The sequence below is a fragment of the Allobosea sp. UC22_33 genome (assembly GCF_042700715.1).
Taxonomy (GTDB): Bacteria; Pseudomonadota; Alphaproteobacteria; order Rhizobiales; family Beijerinckiaceae; genus Allobosea.
The window spans coordinates 7,501-23,416 of sequence record NZ_CP170556.1; the positions used below are offsets into that span (position 1 = coordinate 7,501).

A 15,916-nucleotide genomic window follows, 5' to 3' on the forward strand; every position below is an offset into this window, starting at 1 on the left:
CCGAAGGAGAAGGCCAAGGAGCCGACCCGCGAGGAGAAGCTCGCTCTGGAGGCGACGGCCTTCAAGGCGCAGACCCGCTCGCAATTGACGCTGCTGACCGTCGGCACGGTCGTGATGCTGATCATCGGCGCCTATGCGCCGGCGAGCTTCATGAGCCATTTCATCGTCTTCGCGCTCGCCTGCTTCGTCGGCTTCCAGGTGATCTGGAACGTGTCGCACTCGCTGCACACGCCGCTGATGGCGGTCACCAACGCGATCTCCGGCATCATCGTGCTCGGCGCGCTCTTGCAGATCGGCTCCTCGGGCTGGATCGTCACCATCCTGGCGATGATCTCGGTGCTGATCGCATCCATCAACATCGTAGGCGGCTTCCTGGTCACGCGCCGGATGCTCGCCATGTTCCAGAAGTCCTGAGGGGGGCTCGGACATGAGCATCGGTATCGTTTCCGCGGCCTATATCTCGGCTGCCATCCTGTTCATCCTGTCGCTCGGCGGCCTCTCGAACCAGGAAAGCGCCAAGCGCGCGGTCTGGTACGGCATCGTCGGCATGGCGCTCGCTGTCTTCGCCACGGTCTTCGGGCCGGACAGCGGCAAGCTCTGGCTCGTCCTCATCATGTTCGCCATCGCGGCCGCCATCGGCTGGCAGGTGGCGATGAAGGTGCAGATGACCGAGATGCCGCAGCTCGTCGCGGCGCTGCACTCCTTCGTCGGCCTCGCCGCCGTGCTGATCGGCTTCAACGCGCATATCGAGCTGGGGTCGGTCCAGGCGCTCGAACCGGCCGCGCGTGCGTTGCTGACGGGCTTCGCCGGCGTGCTGGCGCACAAGACCGGGGTCGAGATATCCATCCTGAAGGTCGAGGTCTTCCTCGGCGTCTTCATCGGCGCGGTCACCTTCACCGGCTCGATCATCGCCTTCGGCAAGCTTGCCGGAAAGGTCGACGGCAAGGCCAAGAAACTGCCCGGCGGCCATATGCTCAATGCCGGCGCGGCGGCGCTCTCGCTGCTGCTGCTGATCGTCTATGTGCAGGGCGCCGGCTTCTGGGCGCTGTTCCTGATGACGCTGCTGGCCTTCTTCATCGGCTACCACCTGATAATGGGCATCGGCGGCGCCGACATGCCCGTCGTGGTCTCGATGCTGAACAGCTATTCCGGCTGGGCGGCCGCCGCGATCGGCTTCACGCTCGGCAACGACCTGCTGATCGTCGTCGGTGCGCTGGTCGGCTCGTCGGGCGCCATCCTCAGCTACATCATGTGCAAGGCGATGAACCGGAGCTTCATCTCGGTCATCCTCGGCGGCTTCGGCAACACCACCGGCCCGGCGCAGGCGATCGAGGGCGAGCAGATCGCGATCGATGTCGACGGCGTCGCCGCCGCGCTGAACGAGGCCGACAGCGTCATCATCGTGCCCGGCTACGGCATGGCGGTGGCGCAAGCCCAGCAATCCGTGTCGGAGCTGACGCGCAAGCTGCGCGCCGCCGGCAAGGAGGTGCGCTTCGCGATCCACCCAGTCGCCGGGCGCCTGCCCGGCCATATGAACGTGCTGCTCGCCGAGGCGAAGGTGCCCTACGACATCGTGCTGGAGATGGACGAGATCAACGAGGACTTCCCGAATACGGACGTCGCGATCGTCATCGGCTCCAACGACATCGTCAATCCGGCGGCGCAGGAGGACCCGAACTCCCCGATCGCCGGCATGCCGGTGCTCGAGGTCTGGAAGGCGAAGCAGGTCTTCGTCTCCAAGCGCGGCCAGGGCACGGGCTATTCCGGCATCGAGAACCCGCTCTTCTACAAGGAGAACACGCGGATGTTCTACGGCGACGCCAAGAAGAGCCTTGACGAACTCCTGCCCAAGATCGGCTGAGGGCGACGAAAAGCGTCTCTCGCGGCAAGCCGAATGCCGCGAGAGCTCACAAGAGACGCCATGATGATCGGGGTCTCTGAAGGCATCGTTCCCTCCCTTCCGCGCCCGGAAGGTCTATGCGCCGTGGAAGGCCAAACCCGGCCTTTTACGTCGCGCAGATCGACCGGGCGGGGCAGGGGGCTTCTATCGCTCCGTCGAGATTGGGCCGATCGCGGCTGCGGTGGATCGTTCGGCCATCAAGCGGGCTTGCGAGGAGCACGGCATTTAGGTCGCTGTTCGGCTGGCGCCAGTCCTCGATGACGAGACGCTTGACCCGGCCACGATCGAGCGCGCTGCTGCGATCATCGCCGAGGTCGAAAGGCTGCGCATTCGCGGCCTTCGGACTGCGGTGGAAGCCAGGGCAACGCTGCAGGACCACCGGCGGTCCGCAGCCGAGACCGCGACCGTTTTTCAGGGCGGCTCTGGCGCAGGCGGAGCGATTGCTCAAGGCTGGAGGCACGGCCTGCGCGAGTGGACCAGGCCTTGCTCGGTGAGGCTCTGATCCGATCCGGTGATGAGATGCGGCTGCCGCGAAGGCCGTTTAAAAAGAGGCCTCGGCAACGCGCCGCGAAAGGGCGGGTCGCCTTACTTGGCCCTTGACCAGTTGCCGACATCCCAGAGTTCGCTGTCCCAGGGGTTCATCGCAACGCCGGCGAGCGACTTCGTGGCGCCCGAGATATTGCCGCGATGCACGAGCGGGATGACGCTATAGGACTGCACCAGCATGTCGTTCATCTTGCGCGTGAGTTCGGCGCGCGCTTCGGCCCCGTCGGTCTTCCTCAGGGTTTTCGAGAGGCCATCGTAGTCCTGCGAGCAATAGCGCGGCATGTTGCTGCCCTGCCATTGCGTGGCCGGGGAGGGGATCGCCGCGCAGGTCCACTTGTTCAGGTAGGGTTCCTGGTCGAGGCCCTTCGAGTTGTCGGTATACATCTCGATATCGGCATAGAATTTCTGCCGCGTGTCCGGATTGCCGGCATCGCCGCCGAAGAAGACCGACGCGCTGACATTGCGAAGATCTACCGCGACGCCGAGCGCCTTCCAGTATTCCTTCAGCATGGCCTGGGTGTCCTGCCGGACGCTGCTGGTCGAGGTCAGGAAGGACAGCCTCAGCTTCTGCCCGCCCTTTTCGCGGATGCCGTCCGCGCCCGGCTTCCAGCCGGCCTCGTCCAGCAAGGCCTTGGCCGCGGCGACATTCGGCTTCAGGCAGCCGTCATTCGCCGTCGAGACATATTGGGCGGGCGCCGGCACGACATTGCAGCTCGACTTGCCCTGATCGCCATAGAGAACCTCCGCGATCTCGGCCCGGTCTACGGCCAGTGAGAGAGCCTTGCGCACGCGGATATCGCTCAGGATCTTGTTCGGGCCGCCTGCCACGGTCGAGCGCTTGTCGCCCAGATCCGAGGACGGATCGGTCAGGTTCAGGAACAGGAATTCGACCATCGTGCCGTGGGCCGTCACCGGCCGTGCCTTGCCGGTGGAGGCGAGCTTCGCCATGACGTCGGGCGCCAGCATCAGATTCCAGGCATAATCGGTTTCGCCCGTCTCGAAGACGGCCCGCGCCGAGGACATCGGGTCGCCGCCGCCCTTGATCGTCACGCTGGAGAAATGCGGCTTGCCGGCTTCGCGATAGGCCGTGTTCATCGTGTAGATGACGACGTCGTTCGGCTTGAATTCCTTGACCTTGTACGGGCCAGTGCCGATCGGCGCGAAATTCTGCGCGGTGCAGGAGGCGATCTTGGCGCCCATGCAGTCCTTGAACTGCGCTTCCTGCAGCACCGGAGTCGTCGAGCTGACGAACGGCACGTAAGGGTAGGGCGTCGGCTGCGCGAACTGAATCTCGATCGTCAGCTCGTCCTTGGCGACGATGTCCTTGACGCCGTCGAAGGAGTTCGAGGCGGCGCAGCCCGCGCCCGGCGCGGTGCAGTATTTCCAGGTGAAGACGACATCCTTTGCCGTGAAGGCGCTGCCATCGGCCCATGTGACGCCGGGGCGCAGCTTCCAGGTGATCATCGTGGTGTCGGCCGAGATGCCGCCATTCTCCCTGGTCGGAATCTCCGCCGCCAGCAGCGGCAGCAGCGTGCCCTGCGGATTGAAGCGTGCGAGCGGCTCGACGATGAGCGCGGCCGCGTCGACTTCCTTGCCGATCCCGGACAGATAGGGGTTCAGCGTCGAGGCGGCCTGCCAATAGAGGATCTTGAGATCCCCGTCCGAGCCTCGCTCGGCATGCGCGGCGAAGGGCAGCAGCGCAAGCGCGGCCGTGGTCAGGAACTTGGCCATGCTCATTCCGTCTTCTCCTGTCGCTGGCCCCGGCGCCTCGGCGCGGGCTTCCGGGCGGCACGCATTGATTGTTGTAACATACTGTGCAAGATGCCTGAACTGAGTCAATATGTAATAAAGAATACAGGAATGTCCGCGCCGCCCCTTTTCGACAGGATCCGCAGCGAAGCTCGCTCGACGGCCGAGCGGAAGGTCGCCTCGACCCTGCTCGAAGGCTATCCGACACGCGCCCTCGCGACGGTCGAGGCTCTCGCGAAACAGGCCTCGGTCAGCGCGCCGACCGTGCTGCGCTTCCTCGCCAAGATCGGCTTCTCGCGCTTCGCCGATTTCCAGGCCGCGGCCATTGCCGATGTCGAGCGCCAGCTCGGCTCACCCCTGAACAACATCCGCGCGGAAGCGTCGGCCGAGCCGCCCGAGCATGTCTACCAGCGCACCTTGCTGATGCAGGCCGAGGCGCTGCAGCTTGCGGCCGCCCAGGCGATGCCGGCGGAATTCGACGCGATCATCGACCTGCTGGTGTCCCCGCGCGCGGCGATCAAGCTGCTGGGCGGCCGCTACAGCCAGAACCTGGCGCAGCGCCTGGCCACCCAGCTGGGCCAGTTGCGGCCGGGCGTCGCCTTCACCCCGCTCATGCTGGGCTTCGCCTATGACACGCTGGTCGATGCCGGCCCGCAGGACGTCTTCGTGATCTTCGACTATCGCCGCTACCAGAGCGAGCTTCTGACCTTCGCGCGTGGGGCGCGGCAAAGCGGCGCCCGGATCTGCCTGTTCACCGATATCTGGCGTTCGCCGATCGCGGAATATGCCGATGCGGTGCTGACCTCGCCCGATGCTTCGACCTCGCCCTTCGGCTCGCGCGTCGTTGCCACCGCCCAGATCGAGGCGATCGTCGCCGCGGTCAGTCTGCGTTGCCGCGACTGGAGCCGCGACCGGCTCGCCCGGATCGAGGAGCTGCGCAAGCTCGGCGCGGCCGAGCCGCCCGCCAAGGAAAGCTGACCGTCCATGCATGCCAATCCGCCGATCGTGCTGAACCCGCATGGTCGCTTGCCCGGTTTGGTCGCGGTCGATCACGCCGGCCGCTCGATCCCGCCGGGCCTCGGCGATCTCGGGCTCGCGCCCGCCTGGCATGACAGCCATTACTTCTGCGATCTCGGCGTGGCGGAGCTCGCCCGTGATCTCGCCGAGCGGATCGACGTGCCGATCGTGCTCTGCGACGTCAGCCGCCTCGTCATCGACGTGAATCGCTGGGTCGACGACCCCCGCTCGATCCCGGCCGCGCTGGAAGGCACGCCGATCGCCGCCAACGAGGCGTTGTCCGTCGCCGACCGGGAAGCCCGGCAGGACGCCGTCTTCTGGCCCTATCACCGGCTGCTGGCCGAGATCTGGGGGCGCCAGACCACCAGCCATCCGCGCCCCTTCTTCTTCGCGCTGCATAGCTGCACCCGCGTCTTCGACGGTCAGCATCGCCCCTGGGATGGCGGCACGATCTGGCATGACGACGACACGCTGTCGCGCCATCTGCTCGGCCATCTCGGCATGGAAGAGGGGCTCGTCCTGGGGGACAACCAGCCCTATTCCGGCCGGAGCGGCGTCTACACTGTCGATTGGCACAGCTATGGCACGGGCCTTCCGGCCTGCGGCTTCGAGGTGACGAACGATCTCCTGGAGACCGCGCCGGACCGCGCCCGCTGGGCCAGCCGTCTCGCCGGCGCCTTGACCGCCGCCATCGACCAGGGAGTCGCCGCATGACCCCGTTTTCCGCCGAGCCGCCCTATGCGCTGACCGCCGTCGCCGCCCCGGAGACCGGGCGCCTCGCCGGCACGCGCGAGGTCGACATGCTGCTGGTCGGCGGCGGCTATGGCGGCCTGCTGACCGCGATCGAGCTGGCGGAGGCCGGGGCGCGCGTCGCCGTGATCGAGGCGCGCGACATCGGCGCCGGCGGCTCCGGGCGCAACCATGGCCAGTGCATCCCGGTCTTCCGCTATCTCGACCCCGCGATCCTGCCGAAGAAGGGCGTCGATCTCCTGGCCGAGGCCGGAGCGCGGGTCTTCGATCGGATCGCAAGGCACGACCTGCGCTGCGAGGCGATCCAGAAGGGCACGCTCAGCGCGGCCTATAACGACCGGACGCTGGCGGCGACGCTGGCGGCGCAGGCGAAATATGCCGTCTACGGCAAGACCGACCGCTATCTCGATGCCGACGAGGTCGCCGCGCTCACCGGTGCCAATGCTTTCCGGGGCGGCTGGGTCCATCGCGATGGGGGCCATGTCAATCCGCTCGGCTATGCCCGTGAGCTGGCGCGGCTGGCGCTGTCGCTCGGCATTGAAATCTTCACCGACAGCCCGATGACCGGTTTCTCGCGCGACGGCGGTCGCTGGTGCGTCCGTACACCCGAGGGCGAAATCCGCGCCAAAGCGGTGGGTTTGACGACCGACGCCTATTCGACCGCGGCGATCCCCGGCGCGGTGACGCAGGGCTTCTTCCCGCTGACGAGCTATGCCATCGCAAGCCGCCCGCTGACGGCGGAGGAGCGCGCGAGCGTCATGCCATCCGGCATGAATTTCGGCGACACCCATCACGACCCGATGTTCTTCCGGATCGATGCCTCCGGGCGGATCGTCACCGGCGGCTTGCAGGAGCCCGGCCGCGGCAGCCGCTTCGACTACACGGCGGGCTTCATGACCCGCCGGCTGGCACGGATCTGGCCGGTGCTCGCGGGGCTGGACTGGGAATTCATGTGGACGGGCACCGTCAGCATGGCGCTCGACCAGACGCCCTCGATCCAGAAGCTCGATGACGGGCTCTGGGCGCTGTCGGGCTGGTCCGGCCGCGGCGTGCCGACATCTGCGGCCCTGTCCTTCGCCTTCGCCCGGACCCTGGAGAACCCTGCCGCCGGGCTCGACTGGTGGCCACAACGGCAGCCGCCAAAGGTCGTCGCAGGCGCCCTGCTGGGGCGGATGGTGCAGCTCTGCCGCGGCCCGTTCAATCAGTTGCGCGACCGGATCGAGGGCTGAACGCCTTCCCCGTTGCGATCATGCTCAGCGGGCGCGTGCCCGGGGGTCCATCGCGTCGCGCAAGCCGTCGCCGATATAGTTGACCGACAGCACCGTCAGCGAGATCGCGATGCCGGGCAGGATCACCCGCATCGGATAGAGCTGGATCTGGTCGACCGCGTCATAGAGCAGCCGCCCCCAGGTCGGGAAATCCGGCGGGAAGCCGAGCCCGAGGAAGGACAGCGAGCTTTCGGTGATGATCGCGCTGGCGATCCCGAGCGACGCCGAAACCAGGATCGGCGACAGCACGTTGGGCAGGATGTGGCGCAGGATCATCTTGCCGTTGCGCGTGCCGACCGACCGGGCGGCGAGGACGAATTCGCGTTCCTTCAGGGTGAGGACCTCGCCGCGGACAAGGCGCGCGGTGTGCATCCAGCTCGTCCCGCCGATCGCCGCGACGATCAGCAGGAAGATCCCGGTCTCGGCGCCGAGCCACTGCGACAGCGGCTCGCGGAACAGCATCGACATGACGAGAAGCAGCGGCAGCAGCGGGAGCGCCAGGAAGAGGTCGGTCAGCCGCATCAGGATGCCGTCGAGCCCACGCAGGAAGCCCGCGCAGACCCCGGCCAGCGTGCCCAGCAGCAGCGAGAGCCCCATCGCCGTCATGCCGACCGTCAGCGAGACCCGCCCGCCCGCGATCAGGCGCGCCAGCATGTCGCGCCCGAGATGGTCGGTGCCGAACGGATGGTCCAGCGACGGCCCCCTGTTGCGCATCCGCATGGAGATGGCCGTCGGATCGAGATGCCACAGCCAGGGGCCGAGGATGACGGCCAGCAGGATCACGCCGAGGATGACCACCCCGATCATCGCGCCGCGATGCTTGCGGAACCGGCTCCAGACATCGCGCGCATGGCTCGAGCGCCGGCGGGGGGCGGTCGCGACGGCCTCAGTCATAGCGGATCCTCGGATCGAGAATGCCGTACAGGATGTCGGCCATCAGGTTGAACAGCACGATCAGCACCGCGAAGATGAAGGTCAGGGTCTGGACCATCGGCACGTCGTTGGCCTGGATCGACGAGATCAGCAGTTCGCCGATCCCGTTCACCTTGAAGACCTGCTCGGTGATGATGGCGCCGCCAAAGATGTGGGGCACGCCCATGGCGATCACGGTCACGACCGGGATCATCGAGTTTCTGAGCACATGGACCAGTACCACCACCCGCTCGCTCAGCCCGTTGGCCCGGGCGGTGCGGACATAGTCCTGCCGCAGGTTGTCGAGCATCGAAGCCCGCATGAAGCGGCTGACCTGGCTGGCATTGTAGAGGGCCAGCACCATCACCGGCAGAACCATCTGGCGGATCTGCGCCAGGAAGCTGTCCCAGTTCGTCACTCTCAGCGTCGTGTCGTAGAGCGAGGGAAACCAGCCGAGCCCGACCGAGAAGACCACGATCAATAGCACCCCGGTGAAGAAGGTCGGCACCGAGAACCCGATCATCGACAGGAAGGTGCCGATCTGGTCGAACCAGCTATGCTGCCGATAGGCCGACAGGATGCCGATCGGCAGCGCGATGGCTGTGCCCACGACATAGGCGAGGCCCACGACCCAGAGTGTCTGCGGCAGCCTCTGCGCGATGATGTCGGCCACCGGCGCACGCGACTGCCACGACAGCACGCGCTGGCTCTCGCCCGCCAGGTTCCACCCGAACAGCGTGTCGAGGACATGCAGGGGCTCGACCCAGAAGAACTGCTTGAGCCACAGGAGATAGCGCACCAGCAAGGGATCGCCGAGGCCCAGCGAGGCGCGCATCTTCTCCTTCACCTCGGGCGGAATCGTCAGCGGCAGCTGCGCCATCGGATCTCCGGGCGCGAGGCCGAGCAGCAGGAAGATGACAAGGCTGATCAGCAGCAGCGTGGGGATCGCCACCAGCAGCCGGCGCAGCGTGTAGTGGAGCATCCGGAGGCCCTAGCCGGACGCGACAGATGGCCGGCGGGGGCGCCTGGCGGTCGCGCGGCATATGAGGTCCTGATCCATCCTGATGGCACCTGTTTCGATCACTGGATTATGTAAAATAGATTGCAAACATGTGATCTGACAGTCAATATGTAACAAACAATACTTTTTCGGGAAATGGTCCGCATCTCGCCGGATGTTCGCCTCCGGCTGGGGTGCCGCCTTCAGGTCGACGGGATGGCCGGGCCGCTGCCCGGGAGGTTTGATGTTCGATACGCTCAATACTCCGCAGGATTCCGGCCCGCAGCCGCTCGTTTCGATCGCCGGGCTACGCGTCGAGTTCGAAACCCATTCCGGTCCCGTCACCGGCGTGCGTGACGTCAGCTTCGACATCGCCCCCGGCGAATGCGTCTGCGTCGTCGGCGAATCCGGCTCGGGCAAGTCGGTCTCGGCGCTCTCGCTGATGCGGCTCGTCGAATTCGGCGGCGGTCGGATCGCGGAAGGTGAGTTGCGCTTCCGGCAGGTCGACGGGCGCATGGTCGATCTCGTTCGGGCCGATCAGGCCACGATGCGCGCGATCCGTGGCGGGCAGATCGGCATGGTCTTCCAGGAGCCGATGACGGCGCTGAACCCGGTCTTCACGATCGAACGCCAGCTCACAGAAGTGATCCTGACCCACCTGCGCATCCCGGCGGAAGCGGCCCGCGCCCGCGCGCTGGACCTGCTGAGGCAGATGCAGATCAGCGAACCCGAGCGCCGCCTGAAGCAATACCCGCACGAGCTTTCGGGCGGCATGCGCCAGCGCGTCGTGATCGCGATGGCAATGGCCTGTGAGCCGCGCCTGCTGATCTGCGACGAACCGACCACCGCGCTCGATGTCACGATCCAGGCTGAAATCCTCGCCTTGATCGACAGGCTGAAGCGCAAGACCGGCACCGCCGTGCTGTTCATCACCCACGACATGGCCGTGGTTGCGCAGATGGCCGACCGGGTCGTGGTGATGTATCGCGGCGACAAGGTCGAGGAGGGACCGGTGGAGGCGATCTTCGCCGCCCCCCGACATCCCTATACGCGCGCCCTGCTGGCGGCCGTGCCCAGGTTGGGCGAAATGCGCGGCACCACTCTCCCCGCACCGATGCGCGGCATTGCGACCGCAGGCGGGCTGGCCCCGGCAGCGGCGGCCCCCATTGCGACGCCCCAGGGAACGGCGACTGGGCCGCTTCTTGACGTGCGTCACCTGTGCACCCGTTTCCCTGTCCGGAAAGGGCTGCTTCGCCGCACGATCGCCAATGTCCATGCGGTCGAGGATGTCAGCTTCACCATCGACCCCGGCCAGACGCTTAGCCTCGTGGGCGAGTCCGGCTGCGGCAAGTCGACCTGCGGTCGCTCGATCCTGCGGCTGACTGACCCGCTATCGGGCGAGGTGATGCTGGATGGACAGGATGTGCTGGCCCAGTCGACGCAAGGGATGCATGCGCTGCGCCGCAAGATGCAGATGATCTTCCAGGACCCCTATGCGAGCCTCAATCCGCGGATGCGCCTGTTCGACCAGGTGGCCGAACCGCTCCGCAACTACGGCCAGCTCTCGGGACAGGCCCTGCATCGGCGCGTGACCGAGCTGTTCGAGCGCGTACGCCTGCCCGCTGCCTTCATCGACTTCTACCCCCACGAATTGTCGGGCGGCCAGCGCCAGCGCATCGCCATCGCCCGTGCGCTGGCGCTTGAGCCGAAACTGATCGTCGCCGACGAGGCCGTATCCGCGCTCGATGTCTCGGTGCAGGCACAGGTGCTGAACCTGCTGATGGAACTGCAGGCGGACCTGGGAATCGCCTGCCTGTTCATCAGCCACGACATGTCGGTCGTCGAGCGGATCAGCCATCGGGTTGCGGTGATGTATCTGGGCCGGATCGTCGAGATCGGCCCGCGCGCCGCGATCTTCGAGAATCCGCAGCATCCCTATACGCAGGCGCTTCTGGCTGCGGTCCCGATCGCCGATCCCGCGCGCCGGTCGGCGCACAGCCTGACCGGCCATCGGGCGCTGCGCTCTCCCATCCACCCCGCCGACCATATGCCTGCGCCGTCGCTCTACACCGAAATCGCGCCCGGCCATCGGGTGCTCCACATGCTCGAATCTGCCTGAAGTCTGATCCATTCAGGTTGCGTCTTGGCCTGCGACCAGCAAGAAGCGGCCGGTGGCGGTTGAGAGACGGCCGACGGAGGGAGGCGCGTCATCCCGAGACCGCACGTCTTCCGGACTCTGCCATCCGATGCCGACTGCGGGGGTGGGGTCGACCGCATCGTCGATCGAACGCCGGAGCCCCGCAAAAGCCGGCGAAATCTGCGGCTGTTCCACGCGTTGGCTGCGGTCGCGCCTATGCGATTGACAAGGCGAGTCGAGATATTTCAAACTTAAAATATCGAGATCGCTGAGGGGCGACGTCATGCGGGTGATCATTGTCGGCGGCGGCATCGGCGGGTTGACCCTGGCCTTGATGCTCCATGCCCGTGGGATCAATGCGACCGTCTACGAGCAGGCCAGCGAGATCCGCGAGGTCGGCGTCGGCATCAACACGCTGCCCCATGCCATCCGCGAGCTCGCCGACCTCGGCCTGCTGCCGGCGCTCGACGCGGTCGGCATCCGCACGCGCGAATTGCACTACATGAACCGCTTCGGGCAGACGGTCTGGAGCGAGCCGCGCGGCGTGCATGCCGGCGCACCGGTGCCGCAATTCTCAATCCATCGCGGCAGGCTGCAAGGCGTCATCCGCGACGCGGTGGCCGAGCGACTGGGCGAGGATGCGATCCGCACCGGCCGCCGGCTGCAAGGCTTCATCCAGGACGAAGGCGGCGTCACCGCGCATTTCAGCGACACCCGCCTCGGCGAGGCTGGCGAGACCGTACGCGGCGACATCCTGATCGGCGCCGACGGCATCCATTCCGCCGTGCGCGCCTTCTACTTCCCGAACCAGGGGCCGCCGCGCTGGCAGGGCGTGCAGATGTGGCGCGGCGCCTGCGACTGGCCCGTCTTCCTCGACGGCGAGAGCATGATCATCGCGGGCGGCATGGCCGGCAAGCTGGTGCTCTATCCGATCGGCAAGGGCGCCACGCCGCAGACGCGTTTGACCAACTGGGTCGTGAATATCCGCACGGGCGATCCCGACAGGCCGCCGCCGAAGGAGGCCTGGTCCAAGCCCGGCCGCCTGGAGGACGTGTTGCCCTTCGCGAAGCGCTTCAGCGTGCCGGGCATGGACATTCTCGGTTTGGTCCGCGCGACCTCCACCTTCTGGGAATATCCGATGTGCGACCGCGATCCGCTGCCGCGCTGGACCCATGGCCGCGTCACGCTGCTCGGCGATGCTGCCCATCCGATGTATCCGGTCGGCTCCAACGGCGCCTCGCAGGCGATCCTCGACGCGCGCTGCCTCGCCGACTGGCTGGCGAAGGCGGAGCATCCGCGCCAGGCGCTGGCCGCCTATGAGGCGCAGCGCCTGCCGGCGACAGCGGAGGTCGTGGCGATGAACCGTGTCGGCGGCCCGGAGCGCGTGATCGATGCGGTGGAAGCGCTGGCGCCGCAGGGTTTCGGCGATATCGAGAGCGTGCTCGACCACGCCGCGCGCGAGCAGATCGTCAAGGGCTATGCCGGCAAGGCGGGGTTCTCGGCCGAGCAATTGGCGGGGAAGACTTAGCGCTGCGACGCGCTTCCAGAAAGGCGCGCGTCATCCCGGACGCAGCGAAGCGGAGATCCGGGATCCATGCCTGAAGCTTCCCAGGAAGCGCTCCGGCATGGATCTCGGGTCAAGCCCGGGATGACGGCTTGGTTCCGTACAGAATTCCCCCTGTCCTCACCCTGCGTCGGGCGGAGGCGGCAGGAAATCGACCTCGTGCTTGGCCGAGAGCGCGACGACATCGGCCGGCTTCTGCTCGGCCATCGAATGCAGGCCCCAGAACAGGTCGTAGAGCCGCGCCGTCGGCGAGACCCAGAACAGGCATTTCACCGTGGAATCGCTCTTGTTGAACAGGCCGTGCGGGATGTTGCGCGGCAGGCGGATCAGGTCGCCGGCGGTGGCGAAGCTCTCCTTGCCGTCGAGCAGCAGGTCGAGCCGGCCCTCCAGCATGTAGATGAACTCTTCCTGCGTGGTGTGGATATGCGGCGGCACGAAAGCGCCCGGCGGCAGGGTCGCGTGCCAGGAAAAGCTCTCCTCCGTCAGCGTCTTCGGCACATAGGTCTGGCCGAGGATGTTCCAGGAAATGCCGTCGAGGCCTTCATTGGCGCGTGTCACGCCGGCGGTCAGCGGGTTCATGGGTCTTGGCTCTCCTCATCTGCCGGCGGGCAGGCCGGCGTCGGTCGTATGCTTTTCTAGAAATGCAGGAAGCGGTCCTTCACGGCGCTGTCGCTGCGCAGCTCGGCGCTTGAGCCGCGCCAGACGACGCGGCCCTTTTCCAGCACGACATGGCGGTCGGCGATCCGGACCAGCGCATCGACGTTCTTGTCGATGACGAGGATCGACTCGCCTTCCGCCTTCAGCGCCGTCAGGCAATTCCAGATCTCCTCGCGGATCAGGGGCGCGAGCCCCTCGGTCGCCTCGTCGAGGATGATCAGCTTCGGATTGGTCATCAGCGCCCGGCCGATCGCCAGCATCTGCTGCTCGCCGCCGGAGAGCTGGTTGCCGCGGTTCTCCCGCCGCTCCCTGAGGCGGGGGAAGAAGGCGTAGATGCGCCCGAGGTCCCAGCGCTTCTTGCCGGAGCGATCGGCCGCTGTCGCGATCAGGTTCTCCTCGACCGACAGCGTCGGGAAGATCTGGCGGCCTTCAGGCACGAGGCCGATGCCCGCCTGGGCGATGCGGAAGGGCGCCGCGCCGGTCAGGTCGCGTCCGCCGAAGGCGATCCTGCCGGCCTTTGCCGGCAGCAGCCCCATGATCGAGCGCACCGTCGTGGTCTTGCCCATGCCGTTGCGGCCGAGCAGGGTCACGACCTCGCCTTCGCCGACGGCAAGGTCGACCCCGAACAGGATCTGCGCCTCGCCATAGCCGGCATCGAGCCCTTCGACGCTGAGCATCGCTAGCCCTCCTCGCCGAGATAGGCCTGCCGCACGGCCGGATCGGCCCTGACCGCCGCCGGTTCGCCCGAGGCGATCACGCCGCCATAGACCAGCACGGTGACGCGGTCGGCCAGCGCGAAGACGGCGCTCATGTCGTGCTCGACCAGCAGCATGGCGAAGCGGCCCTTGAGGCTGTTCAAGAGCGCGATCAGGCGTTCGCCTTCCTCATGGCCGACGCCGGCCAGCGGTTCGTCGAGCAGGATGAGCTTGGGCTGCAAGGTCAGCGCCATCGCGATCTCCAGCGCGCGCTTCTCGCCATGCGAGAGGCTGCCCGCCGGCGCATGGGCGCGCTCTGCCAGGCCGACCGCTTCGAGCGCTTCCCAGGCGGGTGCATTGAGCGCTTCGTCGCTGGCTGCGTCGCGGAAGAGCGAGAGCGGATGGGCGCTATGGGCCTGCACGCCGAGCGCGACATTCTCCAGCGCAGAGAGCGAGGCGATGGTCGAGGTGATCTGGAAGGTGCGGGCAAGACCGGCCCGCGCCCGCGCTTGCGGCGGCAGGCGGGTGATGTCCTGCCCGCCGAACAGGATCGAACCGGCATCCGGCTTCAGCGTGCCGGATATCTGGTGGACCAGCGTGGTCTTGCCGGCGCCGTTGGGGCCGATCAGCGCATGCAATTCGCCGGGCGCGATGGTGAGGTCGACCCCGTTGGTGACCTTGAGCGCGCCGAACGACTTGGCGAGCCCCTTGAGTGCGAGCGCCGCCTCAGCCATCGCGGCGCCCCCTAAGCTTGGTGGCGAGGCCCGCTATGCCGCCATGGGTGAACAGGACGAAGAGCACGATCAGCGGGCCGAAGATGACCTTCCAGTTCTGCGTCAGGCTGGAGAGCACATCCTCGGTGATCAGGAAGGCGAGCGCGCCCAGGATCGCGCCATAGAGCGAGCCGACGCCGCCGAGCACGGTCATGAAGATCAGTTCGCCCGAGCGCGACCAGGCCATATAGGCCGGGCTGACGAAATCGGTCTGGTTGGCGAGCAGGAAACCGGACAGGCCCGCCATCATCCCGCTGATCACATAGGCGCCGAGCCGGACATGGTTGACGTCGTAGCCGGTGACGGTGACCCGCACGGCGTTCTCCCGCGCGGCCCGCAACACGCGGCCGAAGCGCGAGGCGACGAGCCGCCGCGCCAGCCAGTAGCAGAAGGCCAGCGTGCCCAATGCGATATAGTAGAAGCCGGTGCGGTTGCCGAAGATCTCGCGTCCGAGCAGCGTGCTCTTCTCGTAGAGCGTCAGGCCGTCATCGCCGCCATAGGCCGAGAGCGCCTGCGCGAAATAGAAGGCCATCTGCCCGAAGGCGAGCGTGATCATGATGAAGGCGACGCCGCGCGTGCGCAGCGAGACGTAGCCGGTGATCGCGGCAAAGACGGCGCAGGCCAGCAGAATGACCGGCAGTGCCACCAGCAATTCGGTCTGGCCCTCGGTGATCAGGATGCCGGCACCATAGGCGCCGATGCCGATATAGGCCGCATGGCCGAAGGAGATCAGCCCGCCAATGCCGAGGATGAGATCGAGCGAGAGCGCCGCGATGGCGAAGATCATCGCCCGCGTCACCAGCGTCAGCCAGTGTCCGGGCAGGCCGAGCGCGGAGGCCAGCGGCAACAACGCTAGCAGAGCGAAGATGACGAACGGGGCCAGCCGGCGCACGATCGGCGCCGGAGGCCGCACTGCGGCGGCGGAAGTCGCAGGTGCGCTCGCCATGC

15 protein-coding genes (1 of these 15 cut by a window edge) are annotated in these 15,916 nt (G+C 66.9%); 7 read left to right on the plus strand and 8 right to left on the minus strand.

Translation table 11 applies throughout. From position 1 onward, the window contains the following. Positions 1-414, plus strand: the end of a protein-coding gene (locus tag ACFJGT_RS00040) for a Re/Si-specific NAD(P)(+) transhydrogenase subunit alpha (RefSeq protein ID WP_377844538.1). It extends 1,161 nt beyond the left edge of the window; 414 of the gene's 1,575 nt are visible here — the last part of the coding sequence; its start codon lies off the left edge, out of view; it ends in the stop codon at positions 412-414. Positions 415-427: 13 nt separating this feature from the next. Then, on the plus strand, positions 428-1,861 hold the full coding sequence (pntB, locus tag ACFJGT_RS00045) for a Re/Si-specific NAD(P)(+) transhydrogenase subunit beta (RefSeq protein ID WP_377844540.1): 1,434 nt from the start codon (positions 428-430) through the stop codon (positions 1,859-1,861). A gap of 624 nt (positions 1,862-2,485) precedes the next feature. On the opposite strand, the gene ACFJGT_RS00050 is transcribed toward pntB, so the two are convergent. Further along, positions 2,486-4,183 carry a peptide ABC transporter substrate-binding protein gene (locus tag ACFJGT_RS00050; protein ID WP_377844542.1) on the minus strand — a complete coding sequence of 566 codons (1,698 nt, stop codon included), beginning with the start codon at positions 4,181-4,183 and terminating at the stop codon, positions 2,486-2,488. Positions 4,184-4,306: 123 nt separating this feature from the next. Here ACFJGT_RS00050 and ACFJGT_RS00055 point away from each other — a divergent pair, with 123 nt between their 5' ends. From ACFJGT_RS00055 to ACFJGT_RS00065, 3 genes are read left to right on the plus strand one after another with little or no spacing between them, the layout of a single operon-like run. Continuing rightward, entirely contained in the window at positions 4,307-5,173 is an 867-nt protein-coding gene (locus tag ACFJGT_RS00055; protein ID WP_377844545.1) for a MurR/RpiR family transcriptional regulator, read from the plus strand. Between the two features lie 6 nt (positions 5,174-5,179). After that, a complete protein-coding gene (locus tag ACFJGT_RS00060) occupies positions 5,180-5,926 on the plus strand; it encodes an N-formylglutamate amidohydrolase (protein ID WP_377844547.1) in 747 nt (248 codons plus the stop codon). Beyond that, entirely contained in the window at positions 5,923-7,191 is a 1,269-nt protein-coding gene (locus ACFJGT_RS00065) for an NAD(P)/FAD-dependent oxidoreductase (protein ID WP_377844549.1), read from the plus strand. The genes ACFJGT_RS00060 and ACFJGT_RS00065 overlap by 4 nt, the downstream gene beginning before the upstream one ends. 24 nt (positions 7,192-7,215) lie before the next feature. Here ACFJGT_RS00065 and ACFJGT_RS00070 read toward each other — a convergent pair whose 3' ends face one another. Beyond that, positions 7,216-8,124, minus strand: a complete 909-nt coding sequence (locus ACFJGT_RS00070; RefSeq protein ID WP_377844551.1) for an ABC transporter permease — start codon at positions 8,122-8,124, stop codon at positions 7,216-7,218. Next, positions 8,117-9,124, minus strand: a complete 1,008-nt coding sequence (locus ACFJGT_RS00075) for an ABC transporter permease (RefSeq protein WP_377844553.1) — start codon at positions 9,122-9,124, stop codon at positions 8,117-8,119. Before ACFJGT_RS00075 ends, ACFJGT_RS00070 begins: the two co-directional genes overlap by 8 nt. 262 nt (positions 9,125-9,386) lie before the next feature. On the opposite strand from ACFJGT_RS00075, the gene ACFJGT_RS00080 reads away from it, so the two are divergent. After that, a complete protein-coding gene (locus ACFJGT_RS00080) occupies positions 9,387-11,261 on the plus strand; it encodes a dipeptide ABC transporter ATP-binding protein (protein WP_377844556.1) in 1,875 nt (624 codons plus the stop codon). A gap of 12 nt (positions 11,262-11,273) precedes the next feature. Here the strand turns inward: ACFJGT_RS00080 and ACFJGT_RS00085 are convergent, their stop codons facing one another. Then, positions 11,274-11,564 carry a hypothetical protein gene (locus tag ACFJGT_RS00085; protein WP_377844557.1) on the minus strand — a complete coding sequence of 97 codons (291 nt, stop codon included), beginning with the start codon at positions 11,562-11,564 and terminating at the stop codon, positions 11,274-11,276. Between ACFJGT_RS00085 and ACFJGT_RS00090 the strand changes: the two genes are divergently transcribed. After that, a complete protein-coding gene (locus ACFJGT_RS00090; protein ID WP_377844559.1) occupies positions 11,563-12,807 on the plus strand; it encodes a flavin-dependent oxidoreductase in 1,245 nt (414 codons plus the stop codon). The genes ACFJGT_RS00085 and ACFJGT_RS00090 overlap by 2 nt on opposite strands. Before the next feature lie 156 nt (positions 12,808-12,963). Here ACFJGT_RS00090 and ACFJGT_RS00095 read toward each other — a convergent pair whose 3' ends face one another. Genes ACFJGT_RS00095 through ACFJGT_RS00110 form a run of 4 tightly spaced genes read right to left on the minus strand, consistent with a single transcriptional unit; the run spans position 12,964 to position 15,914 of the window. Further along, positions 12,964-13,422 carry a cupin domain-containing protein gene (locus ACFJGT_RS00095; protein WP_377844562.1) on the minus strand — a complete coding sequence of 153 codons (459 nt, stop codon included), beginning with the start codon at positions 13,420-13,422 and terminating at the stop codon, positions 12,964-12,966. Between the two features lie 56 nt (positions 13,423-13,478). Next, positions 13,479-14,177: an ABC transporter ATP-binding protein gene (locus ACFJGT_RS00100; RefSeq protein WP_377844564.1), complete on the minus strand. Its 699-nt coding sequence runs from the start codon at positions 14,175-14,177 to the stop codon at positions 13,479-13,481. Between the two features lie 2 nt (positions 14,178-14,179). Then, positions 14,180-14,929 carry an ABC transporter ATP-binding protein gene (locus ACFJGT_RS00105; RefSeq protein WP_377844566.1) on the minus strand — a complete coding sequence of 250 codons (750 nt, stop codon included), beginning with the start codon at positions 14,927-14,929 and terminating at the stop codon, positions 14,180-14,182. Next, the gene (locus tag ACFJGT_RS00110; protein WP_377844568.1) at positions 14,922-15,914 is read right to left on the minus strand and encodes a branched-chain amino acid ABC transporter permease; all 993 of its coding nucleotides are present in this window, start codon (positions 15,912-15,914) and stop codon (positions 14,922-14,924) included. Before ACFJGT_RS00110 ends, ACFJGT_RS00105 begins: the two co-directional genes overlap by 8 nt. Positions 15,915-15,916: the final 2 nt, after the last annotated feature.

What these genes read in the sequence shown, in the direction of transcription:
- pntB (WP_377844540.1), top strand. Translation starts at nt 428, where the DNA reads ATGAGCATCGGTATCGTTTCCGCGGCCTATATCTCGGCTGCCATCCTG.
- ACFJGT_RS00050 (WP_377844542.1), bottom strand. Translation starts at nt 4,183, where the DNA reads ATGAGCATGGCCAAGTTCCTGACCACGGCCGCGCTTGCGCTGCTGCCC.
- ACFJGT_RS00055 (WP_377844545.1), top strand. Translation starts at nt 4,307, where the DNA reads ATGTCCGCGCCGCCCCTTTTCGACAGGATCCGCAGCGAAGCTCGCTCG.
- ACFJGT_RS00060 (WP_377844547.1), top strand. Translation starts at nt 5,180, where the DNA reads ATGCATGCCAATCCGCCGATCGTGCTGAACCCGCATGGTCGCTTGCCC.
- ACFJGT_RS00065 (WP_377844549.1), top strand. Translation starts at nt 5,923, where the DNA reads ATGACCCCGTTTTCCGCCGAGCCGCCCTATGCGCTGACCGCCGTCGCC.
- ACFJGT_RS00070 (WP_377844551.1), bottom strand. Translation starts at nt 8,124, where the DNA reads ATGACTGAGGCCGTCGCGACCGCCCCCCGCCGGCGCTCGAGCCATGCG.
- ACFJGT_RS00075 (WP_377844553.1), bottom strand. Translation starts at nt 9,124, where the DNA reads ATGCTCCACTACACGCTGCGCCGGCTGCTGGTGGCGATCCCCACGCTG.
- ACFJGT_RS00080 (WP_377844556.1), top strand. Translation starts at nt 9,387, where the DNA reads ATGTTCGATACGCTCAATACTCCGCAGGATTCCGGCCCGCAGCCGCTC.
- ACFJGT_RS00090 (WP_377844559.1), top strand. Translation starts at nt 11,563, where the DNA reads ATGCGGGTGATCATTGTCGGCGGCGGCATCGGCGGGTTGACCCTGGCC.
- ACFJGT_RS00085 (WP_377844557.1), bottom strand. Translation starts at nt 11,564, where the DNA reads ATGACGTCGCCCCTCAGCGATCTCGATATTTTAAGTTTGAAATATCTC.
- ACFJGT_RS00095 (WP_377844562.1), bottom strand. Translation starts at nt 13,422, where the DNA reads ATGAACCCGCTGACCGCCGGCGTGACACGCGCCAATGAAGGCCTCGAC.
- ACFJGT_RS00100 (WP_377844564.1), bottom strand. Translation starts at nt 14,177, where the DNA reads ATGCTCAGCGTCGAAGGGCTCGATGCCGGCTATGGCGAGGCGCAGATC.
- ACFJGT_RS00105 (WP_377844566.1), bottom strand. Translation starts at nt 14,929, where the DNA reads ATGGCTGAGGCGGCGCTCGCACTCAAGGGGCTCGCCAAGTCGTTCGGC.
- ACFJGT_RS00110 (WP_377844568.1), bottom strand. Translation starts at nt 15,914, where the DNA reads ATGGCGAGCGCACCTGCGACTTCCGCCGCCGCAGTGCGGCCTCCGGCG.